The sequence below is a fragment of the Cellulophaga baltica genome (assembly GCF_900102165.1).
In the GTDB taxonomy this organism is placed as follows: domain Bacteria; phylum Bacteroidota; class Bacteroidia; order Flavobacteriales; family Flavobacteriaceae; genus Cellulophaga; species Cellulophaga baltica.
The window spans coordinates 69,869-87,266 of the sequence record NZ_FNBD01000007.1 but is presented as its reverse complement, the minus strand read 5'-3'; the positions used below and the strand labels follow the sequence as shown (position 1 = coordinate 87,266).

Genomic DNA, 17,398 nt, shown 5'->3' with positions numbered 1-17,398 from the left:
AGTAAAATATGGAACAATTTCAAATAGAAACCGCTCAAAATATTAGTATAAGTCAAAATACGGCTCATTTAGGGGATAGAATGCTGGCGTTTTTAATCGATACCCTCATAATTGTAGCTTATTATATCTTGGTTATAATCCTTATGGTTTCTTTAGATTTAGATTCTGGAGATTCTTGGACGATGTATATGCTGTTTTCCTTACCTCCGTTTTTGTACTATTTATTATTGGAAACCTTTAATAATGGTAAAACGGTTGGGAAAAGTGCTTTAAAAATTAGAGTGGTGAAACTTGACGGATCTAACCCTACATTTGCAAATTATTTTGTTCGATGGATTTTGCGAATTTTGGATATATCTTTAAGCTCAGGTGGGGTTGCGGTATTAACAATTTTGCTACGTGGTAATGGCCAACGCGTAGGAGATATGGCTGCAGGGACCACCGTTATTAGTGAGAAGAAAAGAATAAGTATTAGAGATACTGTGCTAAGAGAATTACCAGAAGGTTATGTGCCTAAGTTTCCTCAAGTAACGGTATTTAGTGATCGCGAAATGCAAACCATTAAGCAAATGTTTGATGATGCCCGTAGAAAAGGAGATCATAACGTGATTGTAGAATTAAGTAAAAAAATTAAAGATGTAGCTGTAATTACGACAGATATCATGGCTATAGAATTTGTAGATATTGTTATTAAAGATTATAGTTATTACACACAAGATTAGATATGTTTTATTTTGCAATTGATATTTTAGGGATTATTGCGTTCTCTATTTCAGGAGTGATGATGGCGATGGATAAAAGGCTAGACATTTTCGGAGTGTTTATTATTGCCTTCGTTACTGCAGTTGGTGGAGGTACGCTGCGTGATATTTTAATAGGAAGTACTCCTGTAGTGTGGTTGCAGGATATGGTTTACTTAGCTACCATATTAGGGAGCGTAACGGCTGCCGTTATTTTTAGAAATCAATTAAAATACCTGCGTAGGTCTTTATTTTTATTTGATACTATTGGGATTGGCTTATATACTATGGTAGGAATTCAAAAAGGGATTGCCATTGGTCTTCACCCTGTTATGTGTGTGGGTTTAGGGACTATTACCGCTAGTTTTGGAGGGGTTATAAGAGATATTTTGTGTAATGAAATTCCTGTAATTTTCAGAAAAGAAGTTTATGCCACCGCATGTATTTTAGGCGGAATAGGGTATTTTTTATTAGAAAAACTACCATTAAAAGACGCCTATCCATATGTAGGGGGTATTATAATTGTAATCACCGTTCGGTTACTGGCGGTGCATTTTAAAATTACGCTACCAAATATTTACAAACCCGTTGAGGAAGTTTAGCGCAATTATTAACTGCTATACCTTAAAAAGCTTCTGCTTTTAGAATGTGTATGTTTTGTATTGGCCAATCGCCTTGTTCAACAGGTTGACTATTAATGAGGTCTACCACATCCATACCTTCAATGACTTTACCAAATGCAGTGTAGGTACTATCTAAATGATAAGAGCCTGGTTTTGTTACCACAATAAAAAATTCAAAAGGAGAGGCTAATTTATGAGGGTTATCTAACTCACTGCTGGGCATAGAGATAGTACCTCTATGATGTTTGTATCCCTTTTTTGTGTCTGGAGGTAATAAATAGCGACCAATTTCGGCACGTTTCTTTCCTGTTTCTGGATTATCTGAGTTTCCTCCCTGGATAATAAAATTTTTCACCACCCGATGAAAAAGAGTAGAATCAAAATATCCTTTTTTGGCTAAGTAGATAAAATTAGCTTTGTGATACGGTACGTTATCATAAAGTTCAATAGTAAAACTGCCTAAATTAGTAGTTATTTTAACCTTATCCTCTTTTAAAGTTTTTTCATATTCGAAGAAAAAAGGTATAGCATTTTCTTCATCTAGCACAAATTTCTCTGGCTCTATTTCTTTGGGTGCTTCAATAATTGTATCTTTCTTAATCTCAGAAGTAGAAGAATTTGGAGTTGTTTCTCTTGGCGTATCTTTGCAAGAAGAAGCCAAAAGGACAATGCTGAAGGCTAAAAAATAGAACTTTTTTTGTATCATGAATTTTGATGATTTTTCTAAACGGATTTCAAAAATAAAAAATCTACCGCTTCCGGGAGCAGATTCGCACTATAAAATGGCGCCAGATATCCGTATTGAAGAATTACAAAAACTAGATAAGGCACCAAAAAAAGCTCGTAAGGCTGCGGTAATGTCGCTTTTCTATCCAAAGGCAGAAGAAACTACCTTGTTATTAATTTTAAGGAAAACCTATAAAGGGGTACATTCCAATCAAATTGGTTTTCCTGGAGGTAAAGCAGAGAAGTTTGATCCCGATTTACTACATACCGCATTACGAGAAACTCATGAAGAAGTAGGCGTGCTGCCAGAAAAAGTAGAGGTGATAAAATCATTGACAGAACTCTTTATTCCTCCAAGTAATTTTGAAGTGCAGCCCTATATAGGCTTGTATAAAAATCCTAGTCCGTTTATTATTCAAGAAAGAGAAGTTGCAGCCTTAGTTGAAGTTTCTTTGCAAGATTTCATGGATGATACCGCAATATTTAGTCAAAATTTAACAACATCCTATGCGGAGAATATAGACGTACCTGCCTTTAAATTAAATGGTTACACGGTTTGGGGAGCTACTGCAATGATGTTAAGTGAAGTAAAAGAGTTATTAAAGCAAGTACTATAAAGCTTATTTTGTAATTTTGCAGGTACAAAATTAACTTCGATGCCCCTATTTAAGAAAAATCCTTTTGGACATAATTTATTTATTAAGAAATGGTTGATACGTATTTTAGCCTTGCTCTCGCATAGACGATATAAAGGTTTTAATACTTTAGAAATAGAAGGTGCAGACATTCTGCGTAGTCTGCCAGATACCAATGTATTGTTCGTAAGTAATCACCAGACCTACTTTGCAGATGTTGTGGCTATGTTTCATGTGTTTAATGCTAGTTTAAGTGGTCGGGATAATAATATTAGAAATATAGGGTATATCTGGAAACCGAAGCTTAACATGTATTATGTTGCAGCAGCGGAGACTATGAAAAAAAGTTTGTTAACAAAAATTTTGGCCTACGCAGGATCTATAAGCGTAGAACGTACCTGGAGAGCAGAAGGGAAAGATGTAAACAGACAGGTTAAAATGAGTGATATTTCTAATATAGGAAAAGCACTTGATGATGGTTGGGTAATTACTTTTCCACAAGGAACTACTACGCCTTGGAAACCCTTACGAAAAGGTACGGCGCATATTATTAAAAAATACAAACCTATTGTTGTGCCTGTGGTAATTGATGGTTTTAGACGTTCTTTTGATAAAAAAGGATTACGGGTTAAAAAGAAAGGTATTTTACAATCTATGGTGGTAAAAGCACCTTTAGAAATAGACTACGAAAACGAATCTTTTGAAGCTATAATTGAGAAATTAGAATATGCTATTGAGCAACATCCTTCCTTCTTAAAAGTAATCTCAGCCAAAGATTTAGCGGCCTTAGAAGAAGAAAATAAACAACGTAAATGGCGTGTTTAAATTTCTAACTTTTTAAGTTCTGCATAATTGCTATTTAACTTTCTTAGAAGCAATCCGTAGAGCAAAAAATACACAACTCCCATCACTGCAATCATAATTAGGCCAAAGACTCCAATGGTAATAATTAAGGTTGTTTTTAATTCAACAGGGTTGATATTTTCCGCATTAGCACTCATATCTGTAAGGAGTGAGGAAAAGTCATTGTTCAAGTAAATACCCAACATAAACATTACAATCATTATAAAAACCATTGATAATGAAAAGATAATGTAGTTCTTAACAGTTCTTCGTGTTTTTAAGATTTTAGCCATTAAATGCTTGGCATTATCCAACACGGAAATTTCTTTATAGCGACTGTAAAATTGGTAGATGAAATAGAAAACTACCGCATAGTAGAATACCGAAAATCCTATAAAATAGTTATCAAAACCAGTAGTACCAAAAAGGTCTATATTGTTTTTTGTAGAGGGCAGTAAGTAGAGTAAGTGTGGTAATACAAACTCTAAAATACTAATCACAAATATCCACTTTACAATAGAAGAAGATTTCTTCCATAGCATTTTATAGATTTCATTGTAGGTCAACTTTGGGTGTTCTACTTCCTTCTTTTGCCAATCTCTTTTTAATAATTCTAGTTCATCCATCATGCTATAATCTTATGGATTAAGTATGGTTCTTAATTTTGTCTTGATCCTATTCATCTTCACTCTTGCATTTACTTCAGAGATACCCAGTGTTTCAGAAATTTCTGTATAATTTTTATCTTCTAAATAAAGAAAGACTAATGCCTTATCAATATCATTCAATTGCTTTACAGCTTTATACATTAATTTTAACTGTTGTTCTTCTGTTGCGTCATATTCGTCGGCTTTTATTTTAAATATTACCGAATCGTAATCAATGGTACGTATACTCTTCTTTGATTTTCTGTATAGGGTTATTGCTGTATTTAACGCTACACGGTACATCCAAGTACTAAACTTTGCATCACCTCTAAACTTTGGATATGCTTTCCAGAGTTGAATGGCAATCTCTTGAAATAAATCATTATGAGCATCCTTATCATTTGTATACAGTGTACAAACCTTGTGAACAATATTTTGATTGTTCTCAAGTTCAGTTACAAATGAATGCTCTAATTCTTTACTCACGTTGTGGTTGGTTGATGCTTATTAGTAGTACAAACTATGGTTTTGTTACAGTATTAATTAAAAAAACCGATAAAATCGTATCGGTTGTGGTATAAATTCTAAGTAACAGCCTGAAAATCATTAATTTCTGTAATCTAAGGCTGGTTTTCTATTGCCTAAAAGGGGAATGTATTTAAAATCTTTTCCTCTTTTTTCTTCTAGTTCTGCTTTAGCCTCTATAATTAATGCAGGGTTTTCAAATACATCAATAGCGGTTAATGTTAAGGTTTTTGCAGCAATCATCATTCCTTTATAGCCTATAGAAGTACCTCCGGCAGCCACCGCTTGCCAGCTATGTGCTGCTGTTCCTGGCACCCATGTTGCTGTACTTAGTCCCGCCGTTGGGACAGCGAAACTTACATCGCCCACATCTGTAGATCCAAAAGCTTTTGCCTCCGTAGCATAAGGTGCTATAGCAGTCACTTTTTGCATATCTGTTTTTTGTAAGCCTAATGTACGTGTAATTTCATCAGCAAATAATTGTTCTTTAGGAGTATAGGTAAACCCACCTACCGTAGTTAAATTAGCGTGCATAACTTTCTGTAAGCTTAGGTTGGGTAATAATTCATGTGTGCCACCAATCATCTCATAATCCATAGTAGTACCCGTGCCTAAAGCAGCCCCTTCGGCAGCTTTCGTTAAACGTTCAAATAGATCAATCACCACATCTCTTTTATTATGCCTCACGTAGTAATAAACTTCTGCAAAATCTGGAACTACATTAGGTGCTTTACCGCCATCTGTTATCACATAGTGTATCCTTGCTTCTTGGGGAATATGCTCGCGCATCATATTAACCATAGCATTCATACTTTCTACGCCATCCAATGCCGAACGGCCTTTTTCAGGTGATGCAGCAGCGTGTGCAGAAACACCATGAAATCTGAATTTGGCCGATTTATTAGCTAAAGCCGCACCGGCACTAGCGGCATTATGGTTCCCAGGGTGCCAATGTAAGGCCACATCTACATCATCAAATAGGCCTTCTCTAACCATGTATACTTTTCCGGATCCACCTTCTTCCGCAGGGCATCCATAAAAACGGATGGTTCCTTTTTGCGCGTTAGACTTCATCCAATCTTTTACAGCTATTGTAGCAGCGGTAGATGCTGTGCCAAACAAGTGGTGGCCGCAAGCATGCCCTGCATCTTTACCGAGAGATTCCTTTTTAGGAGTTGCTTTTTGGGAAAGTCCTGGTAATGCATCATACTCACCAAGAATAGCAATTACAGGCGTACCTGTTCCATATTCCGCTATAAAAGCTGTTGGCATTCCCGCAACGCCCTTTTTTATAGAGAACCCTTCTTGCTTCAAAGTCTTTTGTAATAAAGCACTGCTCTTTTCTTCCTGATATCCCATCTCGGCATAATTCCAGATGCTTTGTGCAATACCTGTATAAATTTCATCCTTTGTGTCTATTTTTTTTAAGACTTCTTCTTTGGTTTTTTGCGCTAAAAGCAAAGACATACAAAAAAGACTAATTACGGTAAGTACTATTGGTTTTTTCATGGCAAAGGGGTTATGCTATTTTAGATCATTATAAAAATAGCATTTTCTTTTATGCTAGCTAAGACCGATTGTTTATTTTTACTTTTATGAGCGCAATGAATATTCCCAAAAGTAATTTCCCCCGGATCATAATTATAGGAGGTGGTTTTGCAGGTATTTCTTTAGCTAAAGAGCTAAGTAAGAAAGAAGTGCAAGTTTTACTTTTAGATAAAAATAACTATCATACTTTTCAACCTTTATTATATCAGGTATCTACAGGTGGTTTAGAACCAGACTCCATCGCATATCCTATTCGTAAAGTTTTAAAAGATTATCCAAATTTTTTCTTTCGTTTGGCAAATGTAGAAGAGGTGGTTCCAGAGAAGAATGAGTTGATTACCAATATTGGAGCCATTAATTATGACTATTTGGTGATGGCCACAGGATCTGAAACTAATTTTTTCGGGAACAAAGAGATAGAAAAAAATGGAATGGTGATGAAATCTATTCCAGAATCTTTGAATCTTAGAAGCTTAATTTTAGAAAATTTTGAGCAAGCACTACTTACGGATGATCTTCATATGCGCGATGCCTTAATGAATTTTGTGATTGTAGGTGGCGGTCCAACGGGAGTAGAATTGGCAGGAGCATTAGCAGAAATAAAGAAAGGTATTTTACCAAAAGACTATCCGGATTTAGATACGCGAAGGGTGCAGATAAATTTAGTGCAATCTGGTGACCGCATTTTAAAGGAGATGAGTGAAAAGGCCTCTCAAAAAGCGGAAGATTTTTTAGAAGAGTTAGGGGTGCAAGTTTGGAAAAATACACGCGTAAAAAGTTATGATGGTAAGCTCGCAACAACGCAAACCAAATTATCTTTTGAAGCTGCAACCCTTGTTTGGGCAGCTGGCGTAAAAGGAGCAGCCATAAAAGGTCTCGATGCGGAAAAATTATTAATACGAGGCAACCGGATTAAAGTAAATGAGTTTAGCCAAGTAATTGGTCATGAAAATATTTTTGCAGTAGGGGATGTTGCTGGAATGGAACTTCCAGACTACCCTTGTGGGCATCCTATGATGGCACAACCTGCAATGCAACAAGGTAAAAATTTAGGTAAAAACTTAACATATCTGTTAGAGAATAAACCTTTAAAGCCCTTTGTATATAAGGACAAAGGAAGTATGGCTACTATTGGCAGAAATAAAGCGGTAGTAGATTTAGATGCGTATAAATTTCAAGGAATTTTTGCTTGGTTTGTTTGGATGTTTGTACATCTATTCTTTTTAATAGGATTTAGAAACCGTATGGTGGTATTTATAAATTGGGTATATAATTATGTTCGTTTTGATCGCGAAGCACGTTTAATTATTAGGCCTTATAAGAGAGATTACACCATGTTTAAAGAGTAATCCTGATGGGGTGTTTTCGATGCAGTATGTTAATATTAGGGTAATATTCTCTACTACAATATGATTAGTAGTTGTTTTTAGTTATTTTTCTTGCATTATGTTTCCTAAAACTACTACAATGATCAAATTATTACTGCCGTTTACTTTTGCGTTAGGGCTTATAAGCCTAAACGCCCAAGAAGAAAAGAAACCTAAAAGTTTAGGAAGTTTTTCTATTTCCTCTATCGGGTATGCTAATTTCGCTAATGATGAACAGCACTCTAGTTTTATAATGGACTGGAAGATCAATGAAAAAAATGCATTGATGTTAAGAGGGTATTATGATACCAATGCGATGGGAGATGTTTTTAAACCTCAATTGCTATTTCGTAAACCTATTATAGGAAAGCTTAGTATATTAACAGGGGCGGAAATGATTATGGAACGTAATATTGTGGGAGGCGCAAACAGCACCATGAATTTTAGTGCTATGAATGGACTAAGTTATGAGGTGCAGGAGAATTTATTGATAGAACTCATGAGCGAAACTATAATAGGAAAGCAGAATTTTAATAATAATTATAATAGCAGTTTAATAAAGCTAGGAACAACCTTAAAATTCTAAAGTTACTTTCTTGGATGAAACTCATTTAGTACTTGAGCTAAATGAGACCGGTCTACATGCATGTATACTTCTGTAGTAGTAATACTTTCGTGTCCTAACATCTGTTGAATTGCTCTCAAATCTGCTCCGTTTTTTAATAAATGTGTAGCAAATGAATGTCTAAAGGTGTGTGGACTAATGGTTTTCTTTAAATCGATTTTTACAGCTAATTGCTTTATAATGGTGAAAATCATAGCCCTAGTCAGTTGTTTACCTCTTCTGTTAAGAAACAGGATGTCTTCAAAGCCCTTTTGAATGTTTAGATGTACTCTTATTTCATTCTTATATAAAGTGATGTATTTTTTATTGATTTCGCTAATAGGAACAAAACGCTGCTTATCTCCCTTACCCGTAACTTTAATGAAGTCTTCGTCAAAAAATAAATCAGAAATTTTAAGGTTGACGAGTTCTGATACTCTTAGTCCACAACCATACAAAGTTTCTAAAATAGCTCTGTTTCGTTCTCCTTCAGGGGTAGACAGATTTATAGCCGCGATTAAATCATTGATTTCATCTTCAGAAAGGGTGTCTGGTAATTTTCTACCTGTTTTAGGAGACTCTATTAATTCTAAAGGGTTGTCTGTTCTATAGTCTTCAAAAACTAAGTAATTAAAAAAACTTTTTAAGCCCGAAATGATCCGAGCTTGAGAACGTGGATTTACATCTTTAGAAATTTCGTAAATAAATTGTTGAACAATATGCTTATCTATTTGAATAGGAGAGGTGACTATCTTATTTGCTTCCAAAAATAAAAGTAGTTTTTGTAGGTCTAGAGAATAGCTGCTGATAGAATTTTCAGATAAACCACGCTCTATTTTTAAATAGTTTTGATAATCTCTCAATGCATTGTTCCATTTCATAGGTTAAATGTACCTGAAAAATTGGATTAAAAACAAACTTTTTTTTAGTGTCTAATGACTTGATTTTGTGTATTTTGATAAAATAATTTAGATATTTTGAGTATTCCGTAGAAAATACTTTAAAATAAAATGAAATTGTCATCGTTTTCATTTCTAAGTATAACATAAACAAAAATCTTAAAATTATGAAAAAAGTGTTTTTAATTGCTGCTATGGCGTTATTTGGATTTGGTGTTCAGGCACAAGATGAAAATGGTGGTGGTCAAACAGCCATGGGAAGTTGGTTGATTGAAGCTAATACTGGTTTCGGTGCTCCTGTTGGGGCAAATACAGCATTCTCTTTAACTTCAGTTGATGGAGATACTTCTTGGTCTATTGGTGCTGAAGGTGGTTATTTTGTAGCTGATGATTTAGCGGTAAAAGTTGGTCTTGGGTATGCAGATAATGGTCTAAATACTTTTAGTTACAAGATTGGTGCAAAATACTATATTTCAAGTATGATTCCTGTTCAGGTTGATTATGCAGGAGCAAGTATAAAAGATGTTGATGAGAACCCTAGCTATATTGGTTTGCAAGGTGGTTACGCTATCTTTTTAGGACAGAATGTTAGTCTTGAGCCAGGTTTACGATATAATCTTGCATTAAATGATGTATATGAAAATGCATTACAATTCAATATTGGTTTTGCACTACACTTCTAAGAATACACAAATTTGAATAGTAAGGGAAGCCAATTGGCTTCCTTTTTTTGCATAAAACTAAAGGATAAATTTTGCAGTGTTAGCTAAAAAAAATAGCTTTGATTTCTTAATGTAAAACAATAGATTATGAAAAGAATAGCAATATTTGTGCTTATCTTATGTGGGTTAGGCTTGTCGCAACTACACGCACAATCAGATTATAAAACAGCGGTAGGCTTAGGGATAGACTTTGGTTCAGGACAAACATTTGTAGGTCCAAGTGCTAAATTTTTCTTAGCTCCGGATACGGCTATTGAAGCTGATGTTTTATTTGCGAGTGGCTCTACATTAATCCAGGCATTCTATGAATATCATGGAGCTATAGAAGGCACCGATGGTCTAAAATGGTATGCGGGAGTAGGACCAGGGGTTACTTTATATGATGGTGGTTCTAATTTTTTAGTACGCCCGATGGTGGGGATGGATCTTAAATTTAACACTGTTCCTTTGGCGCTTACGTTTGATTGGAGGCCTGCTTTAGGCTTTAATGGAGATGGTAGTGATTTTGAAGCCGCTAGATTTGGTCTAGGATTTAGATACGTTTTAGACTAAAATAGGTGGTGTATTTAGTCAAGTGACTATACTTCGGTATTCATAGTGCATTAGATAGAATACGGTTCAAAATACTTGGTATAAAGCAGAAGATACTCTTCTGCTTTTTTTATGCCTTTTTAATTATTAATTTAGCAGAATGAAATGAACCTAGGCAAAAAGCACTAGCAGCTTTATTGTTGATTGGCGAATTGCATCAGACCAATAAAAAAACAACTAAGAACTACTTGATGAAAATACTAATACTTAACGGTCCAAATTTAAACCTCTTAGGCAAACGTGAACCAGAAATATATGGTTCGGATACTTTTGAAGATTACTTTGCTAAGCTTCAGTTTAAGTTTAAAGACCTTGAATTAGAATATTTTCAATCCAATATTGAGGGCGAACTTATCGGAAAAATCCAAGACGTAGGTTTTTCATACGATGGCATTGTGCTAAATGCTGCTGCTTACACTCATACGTCTATAGGAATTGGCGATGCCATAAAGGCGGTGACAACACCGGTTATTGAAGTACACATCTCTAATACGCATAAGCGCGAGGAATTTAGACATGTTTCTTATATATCACCGGTAGCTAAAGGTGTTATTTTAGGTTTTGGATTGCAGAGTTACGATTTAGCCATACAGAGTTTTTTATAGATCACCTTTGTTTTTTCGTAGCTTTAATGAGCCTTTTGTAGGCACTTGTTTTTTTATAGCCAGAAATAATACTCATAAGACCAATACCAGAAAACAATCCAGTAATACCTATTTTGCCGGTATGGTCATATACGCCCCATAAGAATGCAGGTAGGTGCATTTCTTCATTAGAATTTTCCCAAGCGGCTAAGTCTGAATATAAATAGCAGCCAAAAGCAATACAGCCTATCCCTAAAAGTAGGCCTATAAATAACGGCTTGTTAGGGTTTCTAGAAGATTGGTTTAGGTACATGCTTTTCATACCTATTTTTGTAATGTGGTGATGTAGCCTGAAAATTTCTGAGAAGGGTAATCGTGTCCAAATAATCCTCTTGTTTTAAATTGTGTAAGGGATGCTTTTAACGTTTCTCTGGTAAACTTAGATGCTGCTAAATCAAAATGAACATCGCCTTCTGTATCAAATACTTCATGACGTTGTACCCAAATAGAATCAGCTTCAATTTTCTTAACTAAAAACCAAGTTGTACCGTTATCGGTCACATTGTTGCTATCTGTAGTGGTGTATAAGACCATTACTTTTTCTCCGACATGTACTTGTTCAATAGCTTTTGTTTCGTCAATATAGCTCTCTTCTTCATATATATTATAACCTATGGTAGTAGCGATGAGTATGAGAGGTAGAATTATCAAACAATAAAACCACTTATTGAAGCTCAGTTTTTTAGGCTGTAGATTTAATTTGCTTTTTTCGAGGACATAATACTGTTCAATTTCATCGTTCCATAGTACGGGAGCAATTTCTGACTGTGTATTGTCACAGAAAAGTACGCCACTAACTTTGGTGGTTACTTTTTTTGAAAATGAGGTTTCTATTCTTTTCTGATAAAAGAGAAGTTCTAAGCAATTAGAAGTCCCGCAACCGGGACATTTACTAGGTATTTGTTTCGCTCCAACCGGATCATAATAATCTGTTACATTATAATACATACATGCGTTATTAATTGGTTGTAACAAAGATGTTGTATTTATTAAAAGAGAAAACCCCTGTTAACAGGGGTTTTAAAATATGGTTTTAGGTGATAGTTGTTTTTTATGCTTCCAATGGCTTTAAATATTTTCTGTCAATATAAAATGTAGCAAATGGTAGTAGTGCGGCAACTAGTAAAATACATAACCTCTTTAGTCCCCATTCTCTTTCGTAAGAAAATAGTACGGCTAATGCGCAGTAGGCAATAAATAAAAACCCATGTGCGTAACCTATATAAATATTAGGTTCCGGCATGCCTGCTAAGTATTTTAAGGGCATGCCTACGCCAAATAAAAGTAAATAAGAAATTCCTTCTAAAATTGCAGTAAGACTAAAAATTTTAAGCATAATTGTATGTTTTAGGGTATAAAAAATGCTGTGTTTTGGCACAGCATTTTTTGTTTTATTTATCTTATGTGCTAGTGCCTTTATAGGTGAATTACTTCATCGTAAGCAGCAGCAACAGCTTCCATTACAGCCTCACTCATTGTTGGGTGTGGGTGAATTGCTTTTAATATTTCATGACCTGTAGTTTCTAATTTACGAGCTACAACTGCTTCTGCAATCATATCTGTAACACCAGCGCCAATCATATGACAACCTAACCACTCACCATATTTAGCATCGAAAATAACTTTTACAAAACCATCTGGAGTTCCAGAAGCTTTAGCTTTACCACTAGCAGAGAAAGGAAATTTACCAACTTTAATATCTAATCCTTTTTCTTTTGCTTGTTTTTCTGTTAAACCAACAGATGCAATTTCTGGAGTACTGTATGTACAGCCAGGAATATTACCATAATCTAATGGTTCAACATGTAGGTTCGCTAATTTTTCTACACAAAGAATTCCTTCAGCAGAAGCAACGTGTGCTAAAGCTGGTCCTGGAGTAACATCACCAATAGCGTAATAGCCAGGGATGTTTGTTTGGTAGAAATCATTCACTAAAATTTTATCACGATCGGTAATAATACCAACGTCTTCTAAGCCTATGTTTTCAATATTTGTTTTAATACCTACAGCAGATAATACAATGTCTGCTTCTAAATGCTCTTCACCTTTTGCTGTTTTTACAGTAACCTTTACACCTTCACCAGAAGTATCTACTTTAGTAACTTCTGAAGAGGTCATGATTTTAACACCTGCTTTCTTGAAGCTACGCTCCAATTGTTTAGAGATATCCTCATCTTCTACAGGAACTACATTTGGTAAGTATTCTACAACGGTAACATCGGTACCCATTGCATTATAGAAATATGCAAATTCAATTCCAATAGCTCCACTACCTACAACAATCATTTTCTTAGGCTGACTTTCTAAAGTCATTGCTTGTCTGTAACCAATTATTTTTTTACCATCCTGAGGTAAATTTGGTAATTCTCTACTACGAGCACCTGTTGCGATAATAATATTGGTAGCACTGTATTCTGTTACTTTTCCTTCTGCATCTTTAACAGAAACTTTTTTTCCGGCTTTTAGTGTACCGTACCCGTTGATAACTTCAATTTTGTTCTTTTTCATAAGAAATTGAACACCTTTGCTCATACCTTCGGCAACACCACGACTTCTTTTTACTACAGCATTAAAATCTTTATCTACGCCATTAACTTTTAAACCGTAGTCTTCCGCATGTTGTAAATAATTAAAAACTTGAGCAGACTTGATCAATGCTTTAGTTGGTATACACCCCCAATTTAAACAAACCCCACCAAGAGATTCCTTCTCAACGATAGCTACTTTAAATCCTAATTGAGACGCTCTAATCGCAGTTACATAGCCTCCTGGGCCACTTCCTAAAACAATAATATCAAAATTGCTCATGTATATATTTTTTTTGATGTTTTAATTTGAAGTTGCAAAGTTACAAAATCGAACGCAAAGGGGTAACTAGTTTTTGAAAATTACAAGAGAGATTTGTTACAAATAGAAAAAGGCTATTTATTTTTTTAAATAGCCTTTTTAAATTCTAATTCGGTACCGTTATTCTTAAGGTGTTAAATAAATTATTTAGCAGGAGTAAAGTGTAGTGCAGCACCATTGATACAATGTCTTTTACCTGTAGTATTTCTAGGGCCATCATTAAAAACATGTCCTAAATGTCCGCCACAAACAGCACAGTGCTCTTCCGTACGCTCATAACCAATCTTGTAATCTACATCAAAAGCAACGTTGCCTTTAATTTCTTGATCAAAACTGGGCCATCCCGTGCCTGAGTCAAATTTGTTTTCGCTCTTGAAAACCGGGGTGCCACAACCAGCGCAAGAGTACACACCTGTTTCTTTTATCTTTAAAAGATTGCTAGAAAATGCACGTTCTGTACCTTCTTCTCTGAGAATATAATATTCTGTAGCCGTTAGTTTTTTACGCCATTCATCGTTTGAAAGACTCACTTCAAAATTTTCTTCTTGTTGGGTGTTATCGTCCATTGCAACTTTCTTCTCTTGAGATACACCGTTGCATCCGGTGACAATAAATAATACACCTAATAGGATATTCTTAATCATAGCTTTTTTTTTAATTTAAATTTTCTTTTCACTCTAATTTACGTAGCTCAGAATCAATTGGTCGTTAAAATTTTGATAAATGTACAGGTAGCTATAAATAAAAAGCTCCATTAGATAATTATCCAATGGAGCTTTTAAATATTTTAAGAAGTAATTATTTCATAGAAATACGCGTAATACTTTCTTCGTCAACATTGATTGCATTTAATACGGCAGCCATGTTGGACTTATCTAGTTTAGAACTTAGAAAATCACCAGGCAGTATAACTATTCTAAAAAATTGATTTTGCGTAAAATCATCACTTAATGTAGTCATATCAAAATTTCCATCAATAAATAAATCCATATCTACAAAATTGTGTGCAAAAGTATATTGTATAGTACCTTGATTCACGAAGAAATTTTGAGGAATTAAACTCCAATTGTTTGCAGGGCCATCAGACAAGTCTACTTCACCATCAAATCTATAAACTAGAATAGCATCAGATTCAAGAATTTCAAAATTTGTAAAATCATTAAATGTTAATCGTGTAGCAAACCAATTATTGTTCGCTTCATAATCAAAATTCACACCATCTACTTCAAAAACTTGAGCATTAATACCATCTTCTCCGTTTTCACCGTTTAAACCATTCGCTCCGTTTACTCCATCACTCCCTGAGCAAGAAACAAATAATACTATTGAAAACATTCCTAATAATTGTATCGCTTTTTTCATTTTTTGTATTTTAAATTATATATAGTTTTTCACTTTTAATGATAGAATCAAAAAGCATTCCATTATTAATTTCTCAACATTTAAATGGAAACTGTTTCAAAAGTAACGTTTTATTAAATGAACTATTATTCAAACTTGATTATATTGCAGTAAATAAAATATTCTCATGCCAAACGTAGCAGTACATAGTCTATTCACAGAATTTGATATAAATCTATTTAAAGCAGGTAAACACTTTAAATTGTACGAGAAGCTAGGATCACACCCTATCACTGTAGCGGGTATAGACGGTACATATTTTGCAGTATGGGCACCAACAGCCAATTCGGTGAGTGTTATAGGCGATTTTAATTCTTGGCAAGTAGGCGGTCATGAACTTAATGTACGTTGGGATGATAGTGGTATTTGGGAAGGTTTTATTCCGGGAATTCAAAAAGGAGCACTTTATAAATATAATATTAGGTCTAATAATTTTGGGATTAGTACGGAGAAGGCAGACCCTTTTGCACGTTTTTGCGAGAAACCACCAAAAACAGGTTCTGTAGTTTGGGGCGGTGATTACTCTTGGCAAGACAAGGCATGGATGGGTTACCGTAAGGATAAAAATGGTTTAGATAAACCTTATTCTGTTTACGAAGTTCATTTAGGCTCTTGGAGACGTAAAGCAGACAATCAATTTTTAAGTTATTTAGATTTAGCGGAAGAATTGGTGCAGTATGTAAAAGAAATGAATTTTACACATGTAGAATTTATGCCGATTATGGAATACCCGTATGACCCTTCTTGGGGATACCAATTAACTGGATATTTTGCACCTACCTCTAGATTTGGAAATCCAGAAGAATTTAAAGTTTTAATAGATAAATTACACCAGAATGATATTGGAGTAATTTTAGATTGGGTACCCTCACATTTTCCTGAAGATGCACATGGGCTAGGTTTTTTCGATGGCTCTCATTTGTATGAGCATCCAGATAGACGCAAAGGCTACCATCCGGATTGGAAAAGTCTAATTTTTAATTACGGCAGAAATGAGGTACGGGCCTATTTAATTAGCAATGCTATGTTCTGGATGGATCAGTTTCATGTAGATGCCTTACGGGTAGATGCCGTTGCTTCTATGATCTATCTGGATTACTCCAGAGAAGAAGGGGAGTGGGAGCCAAATATTTATGGGAATAATGAAAATCTTGATGCCATCTCTTTCTTAAAAGAAATGAACCAACAATTGTATGCGAGTTTTGATGGGATACAAACCATAGCAGAAGAATCTACCGCTTTTTCTGGCGTTTCTAGACCAGTAGATTTAGGAGGCTTAGGTTTTGGTATGAAGTGGATGATGGGTTGGATGCATGATACTTTAGAATATTTTAAAAAGGAATCAATCTACAGAAAACACCATCAGAATGATATTACTTTTAGTTTAACCTATGCATTTTCTGAGAATTTTATGCTTCCTTTTTCACATGACGAGGTTGTATATGGTAAAAAATCGCTTTTAGACAGAATGCCTGGGGATGAGTGGCAACGCTTTGCTAATTTACGTTTGTTATTTGGGTACATGTTTACACATCCAGGGACAAATCTAATTTTTATGGGAGGAGAATTTGGTCAATCATCAGAATGGAATTTTGAAAGAAGTCTAGATTGGCATTTAACACAGTATGATTTTCATTCGGGCATACAATCTACTGTGAAAGATTTAAATACACTTTATAAAAACTATCCTGCATTGTATGAAAAACAATTTAGCGCAGATGGTTTTGAATGGATAGATTACGGGGATGGAGAAAATTCAGTCCTTGCTTATATCCGTAAGGGGCATGATGCGGAAAATGATGTGATTGTCATCTGTAATTTTACACCAGTACAAAGAGAAAATTACAGAATAGGAGTTCCGAAAGCAACGAAATTGAAAGAAATATTTAATAGTGATGCTAAAAAATATGGAGGCTCTGGAGTTTTAAACTCGAAAATTAAAACAGATAAAATACCATCGCACGGCTATAAGAATTCCATAGAAATTACTTTACCACCGCTAGGAATTGTTATTTTACAATAGTAAAATGTAACTA

General features: G+C 34.8%; 21 protein-coding genes. 10 read left to right on the top strand and 11 right to left on the bottom strand.

Annotated features, from left to right (window positions below; all coding sequences use genetic code 11):
• Positions 1-8 precede the first annotated feature (8 nt).
• Together BLQ19_RS12970 and BLQ19_RS12965 are read left to right on the top strand one after the other, a co-directional pair.
• Positions 9-722 carry an RDD family protein gene (locus BLQ19_RS12970; RefSeq protein WP_025614615.1) on the top strand — a complete coding sequence of 238 codons (714 nt, stop codon included), beginning with the start codon at positions 9-11 and terminating at the stop codon, positions 720-722.
• Positions 723-724: 2 nt separating this feature from the next.
• The gene (locus BLQ19_RS12965; protein WP_074538632.1) at positions 725-1,342 is read left to right on the top strand and encodes a trimeric intracellular cation channel family protein; all 618 of its coding nucleotides are present in this window, start codon (positions 725-727) and stop codon (positions 1,340-1,342) included.
• Between the two features lie 22 nt (positions 1,343-1,364).
• Here BLQ19_RS12965 and BLQ19_RS12960 read toward each other — a convergent pair whose 3' ends face one another.
• Complete coding sequence (locus BLQ19_RS12960) at positions 1,365-2,069, bottom strand: peptidylprolyl isomerase (protein WP_074538631.1); 705 nt, start codon at positions 2,067-2,069, stop codon at positions 1,365-1,367.
• Between BLQ19_RS12960 and BLQ19_RS12955 the strand changes: the two genes are divergently transcribed.
• Together BLQ19_RS12955 and BLQ19_RS12950 are read left to right on the top strand one after the other, a co-directional pair.
• On the top strand, positions 2,068-2,706 hold the full coding sequence (locus BLQ19_RS12955; protein WP_074538630.1) for an NUDIX hydrolase: 639 nt from the start codon (positions 2,068-2,070) through the stop codon (positions 2,704-2,706). The two genes, BLQ19_RS12960 and BLQ19_RS12955, sit on opposite strands and share 2 nt — an antisense overlap.
• 39 nt (positions 2,707-2,745) lie before the next feature.
• Positions 2,746-3,549, top strand: a complete 804-nt coding sequence (locus tag BLQ19_RS12950) for a lysophospholipid acyltransferase family protein (RefSeq protein ID WP_029445934.1) — start codon at positions 2,746-2,748, stop codon at positions 3,547-3,549.
• On the opposite strand, the gene BLQ19_RS12945 is transcribed toward BLQ19_RS12950, so the two are convergent.
• From BLQ19_RS12945 to BLQ19_RS12935, 3 genes are all read right to left on the bottom strand, one after another.
• Entirely contained in the window at positions 3,546-4,193 is a 648-nt protein-coding gene (locus BLQ19_RS12945; protein WP_074538629.1) for a DUF8845 family protein, read from the bottom strand. The genes BLQ19_RS12950 and BLQ19_RS12945 overlap by 4 nt on opposite strands.
• Before the next feature lie 12 nt (positions 4,194-4,205).
• Positions 4,206-4,700 (bottom strand): RNA polymerase sigma factor, encoded by a 495-nt coding sequence (locus BLQ19_RS12940; protein WP_074538628.1) that lies wholly within the window; start codon positions 4,698-4,700, stop codon positions 4,206-4,208.
• Positions 4,701-4,820: 120 nt separating this feature from the next.
• Positions 4,821-6,248 (bottom strand): amidohydrolase, encoded by a 1,428-nt coding sequence (locus tag BLQ19_RS12935; protein ID WP_074538627.1) that lies wholly within the window; start codon positions 6,246-6,248, stop codon positions 4,821-4,823.
• Positions 6,249-6,343: 95 nt separating this feature from the next.
• On the opposite strand from BLQ19_RS12935, the gene BLQ19_RS12930 reads away from it, so the two are divergent.
• Both BLQ19_RS12930 and BLQ19_RS12925 read left to right on the top strand, forming a co-directional pair.
• Complete coding sequence (locus BLQ19_RS12930) at positions 6,344-7,636, top strand: NAD(P)/FAD-dependent oxidoreductase (protein WP_074538753.1); 1,293 nt, start codon at positions 6,344-6,346, stop codon at positions 7,634-7,636.
• A 118-nt stretch (positions 7,637-7,754) separates the two neighbouring features.
• Positions 7,755-8,240 carry a hypothetical protein gene (locus tag BLQ19_RS12925; protein ID WP_139150260.1) on the top strand — a complete coding sequence of 162 codons (486 nt, stop codon included), beginning with the start codon at positions 7,755-7,757 and terminating at the stop codon, positions 8,238-8,240.
• A 2-nt stretch (positions 8,241-8,242) separates the two neighbouring features.
• Here the strand turns inward: BLQ19_RS12925 and xerD are convergent, their stop codons facing one another.
• Entirely contained in the window at positions 8,243-9,139 is an 897-nt protein-coding gene (xerD, locus tag BLQ19_RS12920) for a site-specific tyrosine recombinase XerD (protein WP_074538625.1), read from the bottom strand.
• 185 nt (positions 9,140-9,324) lie between these two features.
• On the opposite strand from xerD, the gene BLQ19_RS12915 reads away from it, so the two are divergent.
• From BLQ19_RS12915 to aroQ, 3 genes are all read left to right on the top strand, one after another.
• Positions 9,325-9,840: a hypothetical protein gene (locus BLQ19_RS12915; protein ID WP_074538624.1), complete on the top strand. Its 516-nt coding sequence runs from the start codon at positions 9,325-9,327 to the stop codon at positions 9,838-9,840.
• Positions 9,841-9,966: 126 nt separating this feature from the next.
• On the top strand, positions 9,967-10,431 hold the full coding sequence (locus tag BLQ19_RS12910) for a hypothetical protein (protein ID WP_024480093.1): 465 nt from the start codon (positions 9,967-9,969) through the stop codon (positions 10,429-10,431).
• A gap of 230 nt (positions 10,432-10,661) precedes the next feature.
• Positions 10,662-11,075: a type II 3-dehydroquinate dehydratase gene (aroQ, locus tag BLQ19_RS12905; RefSeq protein ID WP_025614625.1), complete on the top strand. Its 414-nt coding sequence runs from the start codon at positions 10,662-10,664 to the stop codon at positions 11,073-11,075.
• Position 11,076: 1 nt separating this feature from the next.
• Here the strand turns inward: aroQ and BLQ19_RS12900 are convergent, their stop codons facing one another.
• The 6 genes from BLQ19_RS12900 to BLQ19_RS12875 form a co-directional block, all read right to left on the bottom strand.
• The gene (locus tag BLQ19_RS12900) at positions 11,077-11,376 is read right to left on the bottom strand and encodes a hypothetical protein (protein ID WP_074538623.1); all 300 of its coding nucleotides are present in this window, start codon (positions 11,374-11,376) and stop codon (positions 11,077-11,079) included.
• Positions 11,377-11,378: 2 nt separating this feature from the next.
• Positions 11,379-12,062: a hypothetical protein gene (locus BLQ19_RS12895; protein ID WP_074538622.1), complete on the bottom strand. Its 684-nt coding sequence runs from the start codon at positions 12,060-12,062 to the stop codon at positions 11,379-11,381.
• A 103-nt stretch (positions 12,063-12,165) separates the two neighbouring features.
• Positions 12,166-12,450, bottom strand: a complete 285-nt coding sequence (locus BLQ19_RS12890) for a DUF3817 domain-containing protein (protein WP_074538621.1) — start codon at positions 12,448-12,450, stop codon at positions 12,166-12,168.
• 80 nt (positions 12,451-12,530) lie between these two features.
• Positions 12,531-13,922 (bottom strand): dihydrolipoyl dehydrogenase, encoded by a 1,392-nt coding sequence (gene lpdA, locus BLQ19_RS12885; protein ID WP_024480098.1) that lies wholly within the window; start codon positions 13,920-13,922, stop codon positions 12,531-12,533.
• A gap of 182 nt (positions 13,923-14,104) precedes the next feature.
• Positions 14,105-14,605, bottom strand: coding sequence for a peptide-methionine (R)-S-oxide reductase MsrB (msrB, locus tag BLQ19_RS12880; RefSeq protein ID WP_034668541.1), 501 nt, complete (start codon positions 14,603-14,605; stop codon positions 14,105-14,107).
• A gap of 154 nt (positions 14,606-14,759) precedes the next feature.
• Positions 14,760-15,323 carry a dihydrolipoamide dehydrogenase gene (locus BLQ19_RS12875; RefSeq protein ID WP_074538620.1) on the bottom strand — a complete coding sequence of 188 codons (564 nt, stop codon included), beginning with the start codon at positions 15,321-15,323 and terminating at the stop codon, positions 14,760-14,762.
• 166 nt (positions 15,324-15,489) lie between these two features.
• Between BLQ19_RS12875 and glgB the strand changes: the two genes are divergently transcribed.
• Positions 15,490-17,385 carry a 1,4-alpha-glucan branching protein GlgB gene (gene glgB / locus BLQ19_RS12870; RefSeq protein ID WP_074538619.1) on the top strand — a complete coding sequence of 632 codons (1,896 nt, stop codon included), beginning with the start codon at positions 15,490-15,492 and terminating at the stop codon, positions 17,383-17,385.
• The last annotated feature ends 13 nt before the right edge of the window (positions 17,386-17,398 follow it).